Source organism: Amycolatopsis iheyensis, from assembly GCF_024703995.1.
Classification (GTDB): domain Bacteria; phylum Actinomycetota; class Actinomycetes; order Mycobacteriales; family Pseudonocardiaceae; genus Amycolatopsis; species Amycolatopsis iheyensis.
This window is the reverse complement of the sequence record NZ_JAMXQV010000011.1, coordinates 158076-174958: the sequence shown is the minus strand read 5'-3', so window position 1 is coordinate 174958 and position 16883 is coordinate 158076. Positions and strand designations below refer to the sequence as shown.

15 protein-coding genes are annotated in these 16883 nt (G+C 72.1%); 10 read left to right on the top strand and 5 right to left on the bottom strand.

What is annotated here, in order from left to right:
• The first annotated feature begins 174 nt into the window (after positions 1–174).
• Both M8542_RS21635 and M8542_RS21630 read left to right on the top strand, forming a co-directional pair.
• A complete protein-coding gene (locus M8542_RS21635; RefSeq protein WP_257922016.1) occupies positions 175–1218 on the top strand; it encodes an NAD-dependent epimerase/dehydratase family protein in 1044 nt (347 codons plus the stop codon).
• Entirely contained in the window at positions 1215–2231 is a 1017-nt protein-coding gene (locus M8542_RS21630; RefSeq protein WP_257922015.1) for a lysophospholipid acyltransferase family protein, read from the top strand. Before M8542_RS21635 ends, M8542_RS21630 begins: the two co-directional genes overlap by 4 nt.
• A gap of 134 nt (positions 2232–2365) precedes the next feature.
• Here the strand turns inward: M8542_RS21630 and M8542_RS21625 are convergent, their stop codons facing one another.
• From M8542_RS21625 to M8542_RS21615, 3 genes are all read right to left on the bottom strand, one after another.
• A complete protein-coding gene (locus tag M8542_RS21625; RefSeq protein WP_257922014.1) occupies positions 2366–3253 on the bottom strand; it encodes an HAD family hydrolase in 888 nt (295 codons plus the stop codon).
• A 74-nt stretch (positions 3254–3327) separates the two neighbouring features.
• Positions 3328–4386, bottom strand: coding sequence for a DUF5667 domain-containing protein (locus tag M8542_RS21620; RefSeq protein ID WP_257922013.1), 1059 nt, complete (start codon positions 4384–4386; stop codon positions 3328–3330).
• A gap of 111 nt (positions 4387–4497) precedes the next feature.
• The gene (locus tag M8542_RS21615) at positions 4498–5190 is read right to left on the bottom strand and encodes a sigma-70 family RNA polymerase sigma factor (RefSeq protein ID WP_257922012.1); all 693 of its coding nucleotides are present in this window, start codon (positions 5188–5190) and stop codon (positions 4498–4500) included.
• Between the two features lie 334 nt (positions 5191–5524).
• On the opposite strand from M8542_RS21615, the gene M8542_RS21610 reads away from it, so the two are divergent.
• The 7 genes from M8542_RS21610 (at position 5525) to M8542_RS21580 (ending at position 14112) form a co-directional block, all read left to right on the top strand.
• A complete protein-coding gene (locus M8542_RS21610) occupies positions 5525–7036 on the top strand; it encodes an AMP-binding protein (protein ID WP_257922011.1) in 1512 nt (503 codons plus the stop codon).
• 10 nt (positions 7037–7046) lie between these two features.
• Complete coding sequence (locus M8542_RS21605) at positions 7047–7286, top strand: glutaredoxin family protein (RefSeq protein ID WP_257922010.1); 240 nt, start codon at positions 7047–7049, stop codon at positions 7284–7286.
• A 57-nt stretch (positions 7287–7343) separates the two neighbouring features.
• Positions 7344–8900 (top strand): molybdopterin-dependent oxidoreductase, encoded by a 1557-nt coding sequence (locus M8542_RS21600; RefSeq protein WP_257922009.1) that lies wholly within the window; start codon positions 7344–7346, stop codon positions 8898–8900.
• A 339-nt stretch (positions 8901–9239) separates the two neighbouring features.
• The gene (locus tag M8542_RS21595) at positions 9240–10163 is read left to right on the top strand and encodes a redox-sensing transcriptional repressor Rex (RefSeq protein ID WP_257922150.1); all 924 of its coding nucleotides are present in this window, start codon (positions 9240–9242) and stop codon (positions 10161–10163) included.
• Positions 10164–10236: 73 nt separating this feature from the next.
• Entirely contained in the window at positions 10237–11544 is a 1308-nt protein-coding gene (locus M8542_RS21590) for a glutamyl-tRNA reductase (RefSeq protein WP_257922008.1), read from the top strand.
• Positions 11545–11564: 20 nt separating this feature from the next.
• Positions 11565–12494 (top strand): hydroxymethylbilane synthase, encoded by a 930-nt coding sequence (gene hemC, locus M8542_RS21585; protein ID WP_257922007.1) that lies wholly within the window; start codon positions 11565–11567, stop codon positions 12492–12494.
• A gap of 85 nt (positions 12495–12579) precedes the next feature.
• Positions 12580–14112: a bifunctional uroporphyrinogen-III C-methyltransferase/uroporphyrinogen-III synthase gene (locus tag M8542_RS21580; protein ID WP_257922006.1), complete on the top strand. Its 1533-nt coding sequence runs from the start codon at positions 12580–12582 to the stop codon at positions 14110–14112.
• A gap of 51 nt (positions 14113–14163) precedes the next feature.
• Here M8542_RS21580 and M8542_RS21575 read toward each other — a convergent pair whose 3' ends face one another.
• Together M8542_RS21575 and M8542_RS21570 are read right to left on the bottom strand one after the other, a co-directional pair.
• Positions 14164–15036, bottom strand: a complete 873-nt coding sequence (locus tag M8542_RS21575; protein ID WP_257922005.1) for an NAD-dependent epimerase/dehydratase family protein — start codon at positions 15034–15036, stop codon at positions 14164–14166.
• Complete coding sequence (locus tag M8542_RS21570; protein ID WP_257922004.1) at positions 15033–15824, bottom strand: helix-turn-helix domain-containing protein; 792 nt, start codon at positions 15822–15824, stop codon at positions 15033–15035. Before M8542_RS21570 ends, M8542_RS21575 begins: the two co-directional genes overlap by 4 nt.
• 82 nt (positions 15825–15906) lie before the next feature.
• On the opposite strand from M8542_RS21570, the gene hemB reads away from it, so the two are divergent.
• Positions 15907–16878 (top strand): porphobilinogen synthase, encoded by a 972-nt coding sequence (gene hemB / locus M8542_RS21565; RefSeq protein WP_257922003.1) that lies wholly within the window; start codon positions 15907–15909, stop codon positions 16876–16878.
• The last annotated feature ends 5 nt before the right edge of the window (positions 16879–16883 follow it).

The window sequence follows — 16883 nt, the reverse complement described above, 5'->3', positions numbered from 1 at the left end:
AGGTCTTCGTCGCATTCCGGCGCGAAGCGGTTAATAGCACGTAAGACACCCCGGAGCTACCACTGAAGAGCGGTAACATCTCAAGGGTGTCCGCGCGATGCTTCCAGTGAGTGCAGGCCCGCGCACTTCGGGTGATCGTCCACCCCCACCACGCCCTACGCCGCAGGGAGTCGCATGCCGTCGAACATCGTGCTCGTCACCGGGGTCGCCGGCGAACTGGGCGGGAAACTGCTCGCCCGGCTGGGCAACAACCCCGATTTCGAGCGGGTCATCGGTGTCGACACGGTGGCACCGGACAAGACGGTGCTGCAGCGCATGGGCCACGCCGAGTTCGTCCGCGCCGACATCCGGAACCCGCTGATCGCCAAGGTGATCAGCACCGCGAAGGTCGACACGGTGGTGCACGCGTCCTGCACCGCGCACCCGGCCGGGCCGGGGCGCCGCACGGCGATCAAGGAAGTCAACGTCATCGGCACCATGCGGCTGCTCGCCGCCTGCCAGCGCTCGCCGCTGGTCCGCAAGCTGGTGGTCAAGTCGACGGCGGCCGTCTACGGCGCCGGCGCCCGCTCGCAGGCGGTGTTCACCGAGGACTCCGAGCTGATCCCGACGTCGTCGAGCGGGTACGCGAAGGACGCCGTCGAGATGGAGGGCTACGTGCGCGGCCTGGTGCGGCGCCGCCCCGACATCACCACGACGTTGTTCCGCTTCGCCAACATCATCGGGCCGGAGACCGACACCGTCCTTTCGCGCTACTTCGCGCTGCCGGTCGTCCCGACGGTCTTCGGCTACGACGCCCGCATCCAGCTGCTGCACTCTTCCGACGCGCTGGCCGTGCTGGAACGCGCGACCCTGACCGACAAACCCGGCGTGTTCAACGTCGGCTCGGAAGGGGTACTCACCCTCTCGCAGGCGATCCGGCGAGCGGGCCGGGTCGAGCTGCCGATGCCGCGGACCGTGGTGCCGTCGGTCGGCAAGGTCCTGCGCGGCGCCCGCGTCGTGGACTTCTCCGCCGACCAGGTCCGGTTGCTGAACTTCGGCCGGGTCGTCGACATCACCAAGCTGAAGACCGAGTTCGGGTACACCCCGCGGTGGACCACGCGTGAGACGTTCGACGACTACATCACCGGACGTGGGCTCCGGCCGGTGCTCGACGGCGGGAAGCTGGCGGGCCTGGCCGGGAAGGTGCTCGTCGCCGCGGCGACCGGGCAGAGCCGATGACCAAACCGTACGACCTGGACGAGTTCGGAAGCGAGGCGGAGACGGTGAGCGGTGCCGAGGCACAGGTCATCCCCCTGCACGGACCGGGCCGTGAAAAGCCGGTCGAACAAGACATCCGCGAGCAGGACGCGCCGGTCGTCGCCTTTCCCGGCGCCGACAAGGAGACTCCGGAAGAGCCGCTGTCGGACGTCGCGCGCTCGGCGCTCGGTTTCATTCGCGACCGCCTGACCGGCGACTACACCGTCGACGAGTTCGGCTTCGACGCCGAGCTGACCGACGCGGTCTTCCTGCCGCCGCTGCGCGCGCTGTACAAGAAGTGGTTCCGCGTCGACACGTTCGGCGTCGAGAACCTGCCGGCGGCCGGTGGCGCGCTGCTGGTGTCGAACCACTCGGGCACGGTGCCGCTCGACTCGCTGATGACGGCGGTGGCGGTCCACGACGAAACCGGCGGCCGGCACCTGCGCGGCCTGGGCGCCGACCTGGTGTTCCAGCTGCCGCTGGTCGGGTCGTTCGCCCGCAAGTCGGGCCAGACGCTGGCCTGCAACGCGGACGCGGAACGCCTCCTGCGCGGCGGCGAGCTGGTCGGCGTGTGGCCGGAGGGCTTCAAGGGCGTCGGAAAGCCGTTCTCGTCCCGCTACAAGCTGCAGCGCTTCGGCCGCGGCGGCTTCGTGTCGGCGGCGCTGCGCGCGGGCGTGCCGATCATCCCGGTGTCGGTCATCGGCGCCGAGGAGATCTACCCGAAGCTGGGCGACATCAAGATCCTGGCCCGGATGTTCGGGCTGCCGTACTTCCCGGTGACGCCGCTGTTCCCGCACTTCGGCCTGCTGGGCGCGCTCCCGCTCCCGACGAAGTGGAGCATCGAGTTCGGCGAGCCGATCCCGACGGACTCCTACGGCCCGGACGCGGTGGACGACCCGATGCTGGTGTTCCAGCTGAACGACCAGGTCCGCGAGTCGATCCAGCAGACGCTCTACCGGCGGCTTTCGCAGCGCAAGTCGGTCTTCCGCGGCTGACCCTCAAGCGCCCCAATGTGGCGTTGGGTGCGTTGGACGCACCCAATGTGGCGTTGGGTGCGTTGGACGCACCCAATGTGGCGTTCGGTGCGTTGAGCGCACCCAATGCCACATTGGGGCGCATCGGGCCTGGGTCAGCGGCGGCGGTAAGCCATTCCCGCCGCCACCGCGCCCGCCAGCGCTCCCGCGCCGAGCACCGAAGGCACGCCGATCTTCGCGGCCTTCCGGCCGGTCCGGAAGTCGCGGATCTCCCAGCCACGCGCCCGCGCGACGTCGCGCAGGCCGCCGTCCGGGTTGACCGCCACCGCCGTGCCGACGGCGGACAGCATCGGGATGTCGTTCGCCGAGTCCGAATAAGCCGTGCAGCGCTTGAGGTTCAGGCCCTCGCGGGACGCCAGCGCGCGCACCGCGTGCGCCTTGGCCCGGCCGTGCAGCAGGTCGCCCACCAGGCGGCCGGTGTACACGCCGTCGCGGGTCTCCGCGACCGTGCCCAGCGCGCCGGTCAGGCCCAGGCGGCGGGAAATGATCGCCGCCAGCTCGATCGGGGTCGCCGTGACCAGCCAGACGCGCTGGCCCGCGTCGAGGTGCATCTGGGCCAGCGCGCGCGTGCCCGACCAGATCTTGTCCGCCATCAGCTCGTCGTAGATCTCTTCGCTGATCGACGTCAGCTCGGCCACCGTGCGACCGGCTACAAAGGACAGTGCGCGCTCGCGGTGGGTCTTGATGTCTTCCTTGTTCTCACGGCCGCCGAGCCGGAACTTGATCTGGCCCCAGACGAAACCCGCGAGGTCGGACGACGTGAAGAACTTCCGCGCGGCGAGGCCGCGGGCGAAGTAGAAGATCGACGCGCCCATCATCATCGTGTTGTCGACGTCGAAGAACGCGGCCGCGGTGAGGTCCGGCGGTGCGGGCGGGGAAGGCGGTTCGGAGAGCGCGTGCGCGGCTTCGGCCGACGCCTCGCCCGCGAGCGCGGCGAGCCGTTCGAGCTCCTGACTCTTGTCCCTGCCACGCCAAGCTGACACGCACACCGCCTCCACGTCTCCTGCGCACAGCGTAGCGAGCCGCCCACCGAGTCGTCGCGGGTGTGGCCCGGACCTCAGCCGATCACGATCGGCGGCAGGCCCGGGAGCAGCGGCGGGATCGAAACCAGCGGCGGCGGCTGCGTGGTCGACGTCACCGGCGGCCGCGGCGTGGTCGTCGGCACCTGGCCGTACACGGGCGGCGGCGTGACCCCGCCGGTCGGCGCGGGCAGGCCCCGCGTCGACGCGGCGTTCGACGGCGGCAGCTGCGTGCCCGTCGGGGCCGTCTCCGTGCTCGGCGTCGACGATTGAGGCGCCGCCGACGTCGGCTCGCCGCCGGACGAAGGCGCCGGCCGCTGCGTGCAGGCGCCGGTCGCCGGGATCAGGCCCAGGTCGTCCGACGTCCCGGTGGTGATCTGGTAGCAGTTCATCCGGGCCGCCAGCCCGCTCGTGCGCTCCTGGACCTTGCCGAGTAGCTCGCGGACTTCGCCGAGCACGGGAGCCGCGCCGGCCGGCAGCGCCGCGAGCCGCGCCTCCTGGTTGCGGGCCCACAGCCGGACGTCGGACAGCGCCTGCGCGCCGCCGCCGTCGCTGGTCGCCACGGTCGCCATCTGGGTGACACCGGCCTTCAGGTCGGCCGCGAAGTCGTCGTACGCCGTCCGGTAGTCGGCGTCGCTCGCGCCTTCCGAAGCCAGCTCACCCAGCTCGGTGACGCGGTTGGTCGCGAACTCCAGGTGCTTGCGGGCCTTGGCCTCGTCGCCGAAGGTCAGGCCCAGCGCCGTCGACTCCCCGGCGCGCTTCACGCCGTACAGCGGGTCGCCCGGCAACGCGCTGCGCGAAAGCACGAGAGTCAGGCCGGAAAGCACGAGGAACAGGAAGAGCGCGGCGGCCACCAGGTCGGCGGTCCGCGGCCGCCACCTCCGACGAGGGGTGGCCGCCGCCGTCTCCAGGCGGCCCGCGATCTCCGCGCGGATCCGCTGCCGCGTCTCCAGGTCCGGGGCCCCGGCCGCACCGAGCTCGCGCAACGCGCCGACGAGCGCCAGCTCGTCGGCGAACTCGCCGTCCCGGCGTACCGGGGACGGCTCCAGGGCACGCGCGAACCGATCGATCTCGGCTCGCTCACGCGCAAACCTCACTGCGCAGCTCCATCTGGCCATGGCCGGTCCTGACACCGGTCTGGCAGGAGTAACGATTAAGAAGGCGCGAGGGTTACCGGATCCGGTCGACGGACCGAAAAGTTCGCGGGATCAGCGCAATCCGGTGGGCAGAAGTTGTGCCAAACGGCGTACGGCGCGGTGCTGGAGCGCCTTGATCGCCCCTTCGTTGCGGTTCATGATCTGCGCCGTCTCCGCCACCGACAGGCCCTGCAGGAACCGCAGGATGATGCATTCGCGCTGGTCGTCGCCCAGTTCGGCAACGCAGCGCAGCAGCTCGGTGCGGGTCGCGCGGCTGATCGCCTCCTGCTCGGGACCGGCCTGGACGCTCGCGCCGACGGAAAACGGCGCCGAGCCGGGCTCGGTCACCTCGTCGGTGACGACCTCGAGGCGGAACCGGCTCGACTTCACGTGGTCGAGCACGAGGTTGCGGGCGATGGTGACGAACCAGGCGCCGACGTCACGGCCCTGGTAGCTCACCGACGTGATCCGGCGCAGCGCGCGCAGGAACGTCTCACTGGTGACGTCCTCGGCCAGGTCGCGGTCGCCCAGGCGGAAGAGCACGTACCGGTAGACGACGTCGACGTAGCGGTCGTAGAGCCGGCCGAACGCGGACGAGTCGCCGTCCTGCGCGGCGCGCACCAGGTCCCAGGCCTCGGCCTTGGCCGCTTCGGCGCGCTCTTCGTCCGACGCCTGCCTGCTCAGCGGCACGGTGTTCGATCGCCCGAACACGCGCTCGGCGAACATGAAGACGGGCCCGCGGCTCACGGCGGTGGGGACGGTCATCGGGCGGCACCTCCGGCGGCGGCTCTGACCCAGCGGGCCACGGTACCCCCGGACCTCGGACGAGCAGGGGCCTGCCGGCTCGCATGCCCCACGGCCTCGTGGGCAGGCAAGTTCGTCACGGCGACTCCCTCTCTCCGGTCGCGGCGGTGATCAACACCACCCCGCGACGCAGTGCAGCATACGTGTAGTTACCGCGAAGTAGGTAGTGGCTGGGTAGTGGCTGGGTACTGGCTCGGGGGTTGCAGGAACGCGACGCTCGCGGTCAGCACCCATGACGTCGCTCCGAATGACAGACTTGCAACGGTTTGGCCGGTCGAGGAGAGGTGGACCACGGGTGAGTGCTCCAGAGGGGACGCAGTCGGGGGTCGGCGGGCTGCTCACGCGGGCCGCGGCCACGTGGCCGGACCACCCGGCCGTGCGCGAGACCGGCGGTGAGCGCGGCCTGACCTTCGGCGAGCTGGCCGACGTCGTCCAGGCGCAGGCCAGGCGGCTCGCGGACGCGGGAGTCGCGCCCGGTGACCGGGTGGCGCTGCGGCTGCCGACGTCGGTGGACTTCGTGGTCGCGTTCTTCGGCGCCCTGCGCGCCGGGGCGATCGTCGTGCCGCTGTCGCCGCAGGCGCCGGGCCCCGAACTCGAGAAGCTGCTCGAGCACAGCGGTGCCAAGGTTGTCATCACGCGCGACGCCGAAGAGGAGCTGCCGGCCGGCGTGACCGGTCTCACTCCGGAATCCGACCCGGATGGAGCAGTCGAATCCGTCGACGCGGGCCGCGCGGGCGAGGACATCGCCGTCGTCTCCTACACCTCCGGCACCACCGGGCCGCCGCGCGGCGTCATGCTGTCGCACCGCGCGCTGCTGGCGAACCTGGCGCAGATCAGCGGCGTCGAGGGCGCGCTGGACCACGACGACCGCGTGCTGATCACCATCCCGCTCTTCCACGTCTACGGCCTCGGCCCCGGCCTGCTGCACGCGGTCGAGGTCGGCGCGACCGCCGTCCTTTCGGAGCGCTTCGAGGCGCAGCGCACGCTGGACGACTGCGCCGAGCACGGCGTCACGACGATCACCGGCGTCCCGACGATGTACACGGAGTTCGCCGCGCTCGGCACCGAGGAGCTGCGCGCGAAGCTGACCACCGTCCGGCGGATGACCTCGGGCGCCGCGCCGCTGCACCCGAAGGTGCTCGGCGCGATCCGCGAGGCCACCGGCCTCGACGTCTTCGAGGGCTACGGCCTGACCGAATGCGCGCCGGTGGTGACCTCGACGCTGGTCACGGGCTACCCGAAGCCCGGCTCGGTCGGCCGGCCGCTGCCCGGCGTCGAGCTGCGGCTGGTCGACAGCGACGGCACCGACCAGGCCGTGCCGCTCGACCCGGACGACGTCGACGACGTCTTCGAGGCCGAGGGGGAGACCGGGCTGGTGTCGATCCGCGGCGCGAACCTGTTCTCCGGTTACTGGCCCGACGGCGGTCACGGGCCCGACTCCGACGGCTGGTTCCGCACCGGCGACGTCGGCTACCTCGACGTCGACGGCGACCTGCACCTGGTCGACCGGGCCAACGACCTGATCATCGTCAACGGCTTCAACGTCTTCCCGCACGAGGTCGAGGAGGTCATCGGGCAGCTGCCCGAGGTCGCCGAAGCCGCCGTCGTCGGGGTGGTGGACGAGCGAAGCGGCGAAGCGGTGAAGGCGTTCGTCGTGCCGACCGCCGGGGCGTCGCTGTCGGAGCAGCAGGTCGTCGACCACTGCGCGGCCCACCTGGCGGGTTACAAGGTGCCGCACGCCGTCGAGTTCGCCGAGTCGCTGCCGCACTCGGCCACCGGCAAGCTGCGCCGCGTGCGGTTGCGGTAGTACTGACGCCATGGCGCACGAAGTGACGGTCATGGGCCGCGACGGCTGCCACCTCTGCGAGGTCGCGGAGGCGGAGGTCGCCCGGATCTGCGGTGAGCTGGGGGTTCCCTGGCGCGCGGAGGACGTCGACACCGACCCGGAGTGGCGGGCCGAGTACGGCGACCGCGTCCCGGTGATCCTGGTCGACGGGGCCGAGCACGGGTACTGGCGCGTCGAAGAGGACCGGCTGCGGAAGGCCCTCAAGCCGTAACAGGTCCGTAAGCGGGATCGAGCAGCCGCTTCACGGCACGGCTCCGAAGATGGAGGCGTGAGCACTCTGCAGGAAGCACCGCCCGAGGCGCCGAGACGGCTTTCACTCCCGGTCGCGACGCTGATCGGGCTCCTCGCGCTGGCCGCCGCCCTCGGCGTCGGGCACCTGGTCGCGGGCTTCGTCGGGTACACGGCGTCGCCGTTCATCGCGGTGGCGAACTACGTCATCGACCACAGCCCGACCGCGATCGTGAAGTGGGCCGAGCGGACGCTGGGCACCTGGGACAAGCCGATCCTCAAGGTCGGGCTCGGGGTGGTGCTGGTGCTGTTCGCGGTGCTCGCCGGGCAGCTCTCCCGCCGGACGCCGCGCGCCGGGCAGATCCTGGTCTTCCTGCTGGGCGCGGCCGGCGTCGCCGCGGTCTACGCGCGCAGCGACCTCGGGCAGGTCTCGCTGCTGGCGCCGGTCGCCGCACTCGTCGCCGGGCTGATCGCCTTCACGATGCTGCACCGGGTCGCGCTGCCGGTGGACGTGATCCACGACCGGGGCTTAGACCGCCGGAAGTTTCTGCGGGCCGGGGTCGGCGTCGCGGCCGGGTCGGGGATCGCCGCCGTCGTCGGGCAGGTGGCCGGGACCAGCAAGAACGCCGAGGACTCACGGGCCGCCGTCGGGCCGCTGACCCCCGCGCGGACCGCGCCGCCGCTGCCCGCCGACGCGGACTTCGTCAAGCTCGGCTCACCGCCGTTCATCACGCCGAACGGCGACTTCTACCGGATCGACACCGCGCTGGTCGTGCCGCAGATCCGCACCGAGGACTGGAGCCTGAAGATCCACGGGATGGTCGATCGCGAGGTGACGTTCTCCTACGCCGACATCCGGAACCGGCCGCTGGTCGAGCGCCGCGTCACGCTCACCTGCGTCTCCAACGAGGTCGGCGGGCCGCTGATCTCGAACGCGACCTGGCTCGGCGTCGACCTCGTCGACCTGCTCGACCAGGCCGGGGTGCAGGCCGGGGCCGAGCAGATGTACGCCACCAGCGTCGACGGCTGGACGTGCGGCACCCCGGCGAACGTGGCGCTGGATCCGACGCGGGGCGCGATGCTGGCGATCGGCATGAACGGCGAGCCGCTGCCGATCGAGCACGGCTTCCCGGCGCGGATCGTCATCCCGGGGCTGTACGGGTACGTGTCCGCGACGAAGTGGGTCGAGTCGCTGGAGTTCACGAAGTGGGACGCGCGGCAGTCGTACTGGCTCGACCGCGGCTGGGCCGAGCAGGCGCCGATCAAGACGGAGTCCCGCATCGACACCCCGAGCGGCTTCGCGGGCGTGACGGCGGGCAAGGTCCGGCTGGCCGGCACGGCGTGGGCGCAGCACACGGGCATCGCGAAGGTCGAGGTCCGGCTGGACCAGGGCCCCTGGCAGCCGGCGACGCTGTCGGCCGAGGTGAGCAAGGACACCTGGCGCCTGTGGTGGATCGAGCTGGACGTGCCGAAGGGCACGCACCAGGCGTTCGTCCGCGCGACCGACCAGGACGGCTACACGCAGACGGAGAACCGCGCGGACCCGGTCCCGGACGGCGCGACGGGCTGGCACTCGGTCACCCTCGACGCCCACTGACTCAAGCGCCCCAATGTGGCCTTGGTTGCGTCAGACGCACCGAAGGCCACATTGGGTGCGTCTGACGCACCGAAGGCCACATTGGGGCGCTTGGGGCGGGAGCGGGCGGAAGTGCCTGGCGGGCAAGGATTCTGACGCGGTGTCATGATCGGGGCCGCTCCGGAACCGCCTCCGACCAGTGACTTTGTGCGCGCGTTCACAAGTGGTCTACCGTAGGACCATCGCCCCCGGGCGGTCCGCATCGAACCGGACCCCGCGCCCTGGGTCAAGACACAGTTCGGCACGGTCGTGGCGGTGGCCGCCGGGCTACATCTCGAACAGCGGGCAGGAGACAACGGCGTGGTGACACAGCGGGGGAGGCGCGACGCCGCGGACTCCCCGGGTCGGGCGCCACGACGGCCCCGCCGTCAAGCCACGCCGGACGCCGACAACGCCCCCACCGCCGAAATACCGGCGGTCCCGGCCGGGCGCAACGGGGATGCCCCCGAGGCCGTCCGGGCGAAGTCCATCCCGGAAGCGGCCGTGGCGAGGCTCGCCGTCTACCTCCGCGTGCTGTCCGGAATGTCCGAGCAGGGCGCGACGACCGTTTCGAGCGAAGAGCTTTCCCAAGCGGCCGGCGTCAATTCCGCGAAACTGCGGAAAGACCTCTCCTACCTGGGCTCCTACGGCACCCGCGGCGTCGGCTACGAGGTCAGCGTCCTGGTCAGCCAGATCGAGCGCATCCTCGGCCTGACCCGCCAGCACAAAGTGGCCGTGGTCGGCATCGGCAACCTCGGTCACGCGCTGGCCAACTACGGCGGCTTCCCGGGGCGCGGCTTCCCGGTCGAGGCCCTGTTCGACCTGGACGCGGACCTGATCGGCGTGCCCGTCGGCGGGCTCCCGGTGTCGCACATGGACGACATCCCGCGGATCTGCGCCGAGCGCGGCATCTCCATCGGCGTCATCGCCACCCCGCCCACCGCCGCGCAGTCGGTCTGTGACCGCCTGGTCGCGGGCGGTGTCCAGTGCATCCTCAACTTCGCCCCGGTCGTTTTGCAGGTTCCTGCTCACATCGAGGTCCGCAAAGTGGATTTGGCCGTGGAGCTGCAGATACTCTCGTTCCATGTGGCCCGCCGCGCGGACAGTGAGGGTCCGGCCGCCGGAAATCAGGGCAATCCAGGATTACCCGCCCGCGGTGCCCCGGCCGAGAATGGCAACGGCAACGGCAGCGGGCGGAACGGCTCGGGTCCGGACGGCGGACGGGAAATGGTGGTGCGCTCATGAGCGAGCTTGCGAGTGAATCAAACAACACAGCGCTCGCCGCTCAGGCCACGCCGAGCGTCAGCGAGGTGTGCGCATGAGCGTGTTGGCGGTCGGTCTCTCGCATCGCAGTGCGGAGCTGAGCACGCTCGAGCGCGTCGCGGTCCCCGCGCCCGAGATCGGCAAGGTCCTCGACGAGCTGCAGCAGGCCGAGTCCGTCAGTGAGGTCATGCTCGTCTCGACGTGCAACCGGATCGAGGTCTACGCGGTCGTCGAGACCTTCCACGGCGGCCTCAACGACGTCTCCGCGGTGCTCGCCCGCCAGGCCGGCATGGAGCCGGCCGACCTCTACGACAGCCTGTACGTCCACTACGCCGGCGCGGCCGTCGAGCACCTGTTCTCGGTCACCTCGGGCCTCGACTCGATGGTCGTCGGCGAGACGCAGATCCTCGGCCAGATCCGGTCCGCCTACGCCACCGCGCGCGAGGCCGGCACCGTCGGCCGCACGCTGCACGAGCTGATCCAGACCACGCTGCGCGTCGGCAAGCGCGTCCACACCGAAACCGGGCTCGACCAGCTCGGCGCGTCGGTCGTGTCCGAGGCGCTCGCCGCGGCCGGGGACGTCGCCGGCAAGCACGCCGTCATCGTCGGCGCCGGCTCGATGGGCGCGCTGAGCGCGTCGCAGCTGCGCAAGGCCGGCATCGGCGAGATCACCGTGGCCAACCGCACCGACGCCCGCGCCCGCCGGCTCGCCGCGAACGTCACCGAGCAGGGCGTGCCCGCCCGCGCGATCCCGCTGTCCGGGGTCGCCGACGCGGTGCGCGAAGCCGACGTCGTGATCTGCTGCACCGGCGCACAGGACGCCGTCTTCGTCCCGGAACACGTGCTGCCGCGCGGCGGCCGCGCCCTGGTCGTCTGCGACCTCGGCCTCCCGCGTGACGTCGACCCCGCGGTCGGCGAGCTGGCCGACGTCCGGGTCGTCGACCTGGCCACCATCCAGCGCCGGATGCGCGAAGCCGGCACCCCGACCACCGAGCGCCAGACCGCCAAGGCGACCGGGATCGTCCTCGACGAGGTGCGCGACTACCTCGCCGGGCAGCGCAGCGCCGAGGTCACCCCGACCGTGACGGCGCTGCGCCGGCGCGCGGCCGAGGTCGTCGACGCCGAGCTGCTGCGCCTGGACCACCGGCTGCCCGAGCTGGACGGTGCCGTCCGCGAAGAAGTCGGCCGCACCGTCCGCCGGGTGGTCGACAAGCTGCTGCACGCGCCGACGGTGCGGGTCAAGCAGCTGGCCGCCGAGACGGCCGACACCGACTACGCGAACGCGTTGCGTGAGCTGTTCTGCCTTGACCCGCAGGCGCCCACCGCGGTCGCGAGCCCGAAGCCCCCACCGGAGAAGAAGTAGTGGTGACCAGAGTCATTCGCATGGGCACGCGAGGTTCGAAGCTCGCGCTCACCCAGACCGGGACGGTCGCCGACGCGTTGCGCGCGGCCGGCGTCGAGGTCGAGATCGTCAAGGTGACCACGCCCGGCGACAAGTCGCTGGCGCCGATCGCGACGATCGGGGTCGGCGTGTTCACCTCCGCGCTGCGGGAAGCCCTGCTGCGGGGCGAAGTGGACGTCATCGTCCACTCGTACAAGGACCTGCCGACCGCGCCCGAGCCGGGCATCACGCTGGCCGCCGTGCCGCCGCGTGAAGACCCGCGGGACGCGCTGATCGCGCGCGACGGGCTGACGCTGGGCGAGCTTCCGCCGGGTTCGACGGTGGGCACGGGCGCGGCTCGGCGCACCGCGCAGCTGCGTGCGCTGGGCCTCGGTTTGGAAATCGTGCCGATTCGCGGCAATATCGACACCCGCATGCGCAAGGTGACCGACGGCGAGCTGGATGCCGTGGTGCTGGCGCGTGCCGGACTGGCCAGGGTCGGACTGGCCGAGGTGATCACCGAGACCCTCGACCCGATCCAGATGCTGCCCGCGCCCGCCCAGGGCGCGCTGGCGGTGGAGTGCCGGTCCGCCGACGTGGAACTCGAGCAGCTGCTCGCATCCACATTGGACGACGAAGGCACGCGGGCCGCGGTGACGGCCGAGCGGGCCATGCTGGCCGCGCTCGAGGCGGGGTGCAGCGCGCCGGTGGGCGCGCTCGCCGAGATCGTCGAAGATCTCGACGCCGAGGGCAAGGTCGTGGAACGGATCTCGCTGCGCGGCACCGCCGCGGTCGACGGCGAGAACGGCGCGGTGGACATGGTCCGGGCCTCCGCGCTCGCCGACAAGGACCAGGCCGCCCAGCTGGGCAAGGACCTGGCCGCCGAGCTGCTGGACCTGGGTGCCGGAGACTTCTCCGGCACCGCTCAGTAGCGCTCCCGAGAGCGCTCAGGGAACAACGTAGGAGACCTGCGTCCGTGCGATCCCGCACGGCCGCCGCAAGAGGAGAAACGCACAGATGACCCCCGCGCGAAAGACGACCGGGCGCGTAGCGTTCGTGGGCTCCGGGCCCGGCGACGCCGGCCTGCTCACGGTCCGTGCCCAGGAGCTGCTGACCAAGGCCGAGGTCGTGGTGACCGACCCCGACGTGCCGCAGGCCGTGCTGGCCATGGCCGCCGAAGGCGCCGAGGTCCGGCCCGCCGTCGGCGAGGCCACCGAGGTCGCCAAGGACCTGACCGCCGAAGCCAAGGCCGGCCGCCTGGTGCTGCGGCTGGTGGCGGGCGACCCGCTGACCACCCCGGCCGTGGTGGCCGAGGTGCAGGCGGTCGCGCGCACGAGCGCCGTGTTCGACGTCATCCCGGGCGTCTCGCCGGGCGCGGCCGTCCCGGCGTACGCGGGCGTCGCGCTGGGCGGCACGCACACCGAGGTCGACGTCCGCGGCGACGTCGACTGGGCGGCCCTGGCCGCCTCGCCGGGCCCGCTGGTGCTGCACGCGACGTCGGCCCACCTGGCCGAGGCCGCTTCGGCGCTGACCGGCCACGGCCTGCCGTCGTCGACCCCGGTCGCGGTCACCGCGAACGGCACCATCAACACCCAGCGCACCCTCGACACCACGCTCGAGAAGGTCGCCAACGACGCGGGTGAGCTCGTCGGGCCGCTGATCGTCACGATCGGCCAGGCCGCCGGGCACCGCTCGAAGCTGTCGTGGTGGGAGTCGCGCGCGCTGTACGGCTGGAAGGTCCTGGTGCCGCGCACCAAGGAGCAGGCCGGCGAGATGGCCGAGCGCCTGCGCGGCCACGGCGCGACGTCGCACGAGGTGCCGACCATCTCGGTCGAGCCGCCTCGCAGCCCGGCGCAGATGGAGCGTTCGGTCAAGGGCCTGGTCGACGGCCGCTACCAGTGGATCGTCTTCACCTCCACCAACGCGGTCCGCGCGGTGTGGGAGAAGTTCGAGGAGTTCGGGCTCGACGCCCGCGCGTTCTCCGGCGTGAAGATCGCCTGCGTCGGTGAGTCGACCGCGGCGAAGGTGCGCTCGTTCGGCATCATCCCGGAGCTGGTCCCGTCGGGCGAGCAGTCGTCCGAGGGCCTGCTGGCCGAGTTCCCGCCGTACGACGACGTGCTCGACCCGGTCGACCGGGTGCTGCTGCCGCGGGCGGACATCGCCACCGAGACGCTGTCGGCCGGTCTGCGCGAACGCGGCTGGGAGATCGACGACGTGACGGCGTACCGGACGGTCCGGGCGGCCCCGCCGCCCGCCGAGACCCGCGAGATGATCAAGACCGGCGGCTTCGACGCGGTCTGCTTCACCTCGTCCTCGACCGTGCGGAACCTGGTCGGCATCGCCGGCAAGCCGCACACCCGCACGCTGGTCGCGTGCATCGGCCCGAAGACCGCCGAGACCGCGGTGGAGTTCGGGCTGCGGGTGGACGTCCAGCCGGAGAAGGCCGACGTGCCGCACCTGGTGGACGCTTTGGCCGAGCACGCCGCCCGGCTTCGCGCGGAAGGCGCCCTGCCGCCGCCGCGCAAGGCGAAGCGGGCCCGCCGCTCCTGAGGTTCTTCACGACGAAGGCCGCCCCGGTTCGCCGGGGCGGCCTTCGCTCGTTCAGCGGGGGTTCTCTTCGCGCCACTTCAGGTAGTCGGCCACCGAGGCCGGGACGTCGAACCGCGGCTTGAAGCCCGTGTCCTCGGTAAGGCGCGAGATGTCCAGGTAGGGGCCGTTCGCGCCGCCCGGCTGAAGGGTGGTGCCCACGGCGGCCGCGAACTCGCCGTAGGTGAACGGGCGGCCGCTCGACACGTTGTAGGTGTCGTGCCGCAGGGAAGGCGCCGTCGTCAGCAGGGCGATCGCGCGGCCCGCGTCCGGCGCGTAGCAGACGTCGCCGCCGTCGTCGGCGTGCATGGGTGAGGTCGCCGTGTTCACCAGCGACGGGATCGGGCAGAACGGTGACGCCGGATCCACCAGCGGGCCCCAGATCGTGCCGATCCGCAGCACCACCGGCTGGACGCCGGTGCCCGCGAGCGCGTGCGTCGTGAGCGGCTCGACCGCCTTCTTGAACGCCACGATCAAGTGCGGCAGGGACGTCGTCGGCAGGTCCAAGCCTTCGTGCCACGGGATCTCGGGACGCCCGATGTACACGCCGAGGCTGCTCGCGACCGCGAACCGGCGGACACCCCACGTGCGCGCCGCGGCCAGGGCGTTGAGCAAACCGGTCAGGTCCGCGCGGAAGAAGTCCACCGGATCGTCGCCGGGGATGCTGCCGGCCAGGTGGACGATGTCGGTGATGTCGTGGCGCGAGCCGAGCGCGAGGAACGCGTCGCGGTCGGTGACGTCGAGCTGTTCGACCGTGACCCGGCCCGCGAGGAACGACGGGACCTCGGCACGCCGGTGGGCGGTGACGACCACGTCGTGGCCGAGGTCGAGGAGTGCGTGGGCGGTGTGGGCGCCGATCATGCCGAGCCCGCCGGTGACGAGGATCATCGCGCCAGGCTAGGGACGGGCCGCCGCGGGTTCTTGAACGAATCGCGCAGGAACGGCAGGTAGGACGCCGTGTGGTCGTGGCCGCACGCGCACGCGTCGAGGCTGCCGCCGAGCAACGCGCGCGGGGTGAGCCCGGTCAGGCGGAGGCACTCCCGGGTGAGGTGCGCCTGGTCGGCGTACCCGGCGTCGGCGGCGAGGCCGGCCGCGCTCCGCAACCCCGCCTGCGCCAGCGCGAGGAAACCCTGGAACCGCAACGTCCGCTGCAGCACCTTCGGCGCGACGCCCACCGCGTGCAGGCAGCGGCGGCGCAGCTGGCTGGGCGACAGCGCCAGGTGGCCGGCCAGGGTGTCGATGTCGACCGGGCGCCACGGCATCAGCAGCCGGACGGCCTCGCTCACCAGGGGATCCGCTCGCACCGGCAGCCGGGCCTGGACGATTTCGATGGCGCGCTCCGCGGAACCGGCCGTGGCGACGGCTTCGGCCCACCGGTCGCCGGTCAGCTCGACGTGCTGGTCGACCAGGTCGTCGAGGGGCACCGGCAGCGGCGGCGCGGCACCCGGCCGGAACCGCACGCCGACGAGGGCCGTGCGCGCCGGGAGGACCTCGAGCCGCGGCGCGGTCAGCGGGCCGAGCAGCCGGGGCCGGCCGCCGATCGGGAAGTGCAGTTCGACGCCGCCGGTGGGCAGGTGCCGCTGGACGTACGGCTCGTCGCCGGTGCGCTGGAGCCAGACCGTCCGCACGAAGGGCGCCAGCCGCGGCACGGGCAGGCGTTCGACGTACTCGGTCACCCCCGTACTGAACCGGCCGCGCCGGCCGGTGTCCAGCACCCTTGAGGATCCGCGCCGATCAGGGCGGGAGTAGCTTGGAGGGGTGTTCCCCGAGCATCGTCCCCGCAGGCTCCGCACCACCCCGGCCATGCGCCGGCTGGTGGGCGAGACGACGCTGCGGCCGCGCCAGCTGATCCTCCCGATGTTCGTCGCCGAGGGCCTCGACGCGCCGCGGCCGATCTCGAGCATGCCGGGCGTCGTCCAGCACACCCGCGACACGCTGCGGAAAGCCGCGGTCGACGCGGTCAACGCCGGCGTCGGCGGGCTGATGCTCTTCGGCGTCCCGGCCACGCGTGACGCCGAGGGCTCCGGAGCGGTCGACGAGCACGGCATCCTCAACGTCGCCCTGCGCGACCTGCGCCACGAGCTCGGCGACGCCACCGTCCTGATGGCCGACACCTGCCTCGACGAGTTCACCGACCACGGCCACTGCGGCGTCCTCGACGCCGACGGCGGGGTCGACAACGACGCCACCCTGCGCATCTACGCCGAGATGGCCGTGGCGCAGGCCGAAGCCGGGGCGCACGTGCTCGGGCCGTCCGGGATGATGGACGGCCAGATCGGCGTCATCCGCCGGGCGCTCGACGAGGCCGGGCACCGCGACAAGGCGATCCTCGCCTACTCCGCGAAGTACGCCAGCGCGTTCTACGGCCCCTTCCGGGAGGCCGTCGACTCGCAGCTCAAGGGCGACCGCAAGACCTACCAGCAGGACCCGGGCAACGGCCGCGAAGCGCTGCGCGAGATCGAGCTCGACCTCGCCGAGGGTGCGGACATGGTGATGGTCAAGCCGGCGCTGTCCTATTTGGACGTCATCAAGGCGGCCGCGGACATCTCCCCGGTCCCGGTGGCGGCGTACAACATCTCGGGCGAGTACGCGATGGTCGAGGCCGCCGCGGCGAACGGCTGGCTGGACCGTGAGCGGACGGTCCTCGAGGTGCTGACGTCGATTCGCCGCGCGGGCGCCGACCTGATCCTCACCTACTGGGCCGCCGAGGCCGCTGCCTGGCTGGACTGACCGGT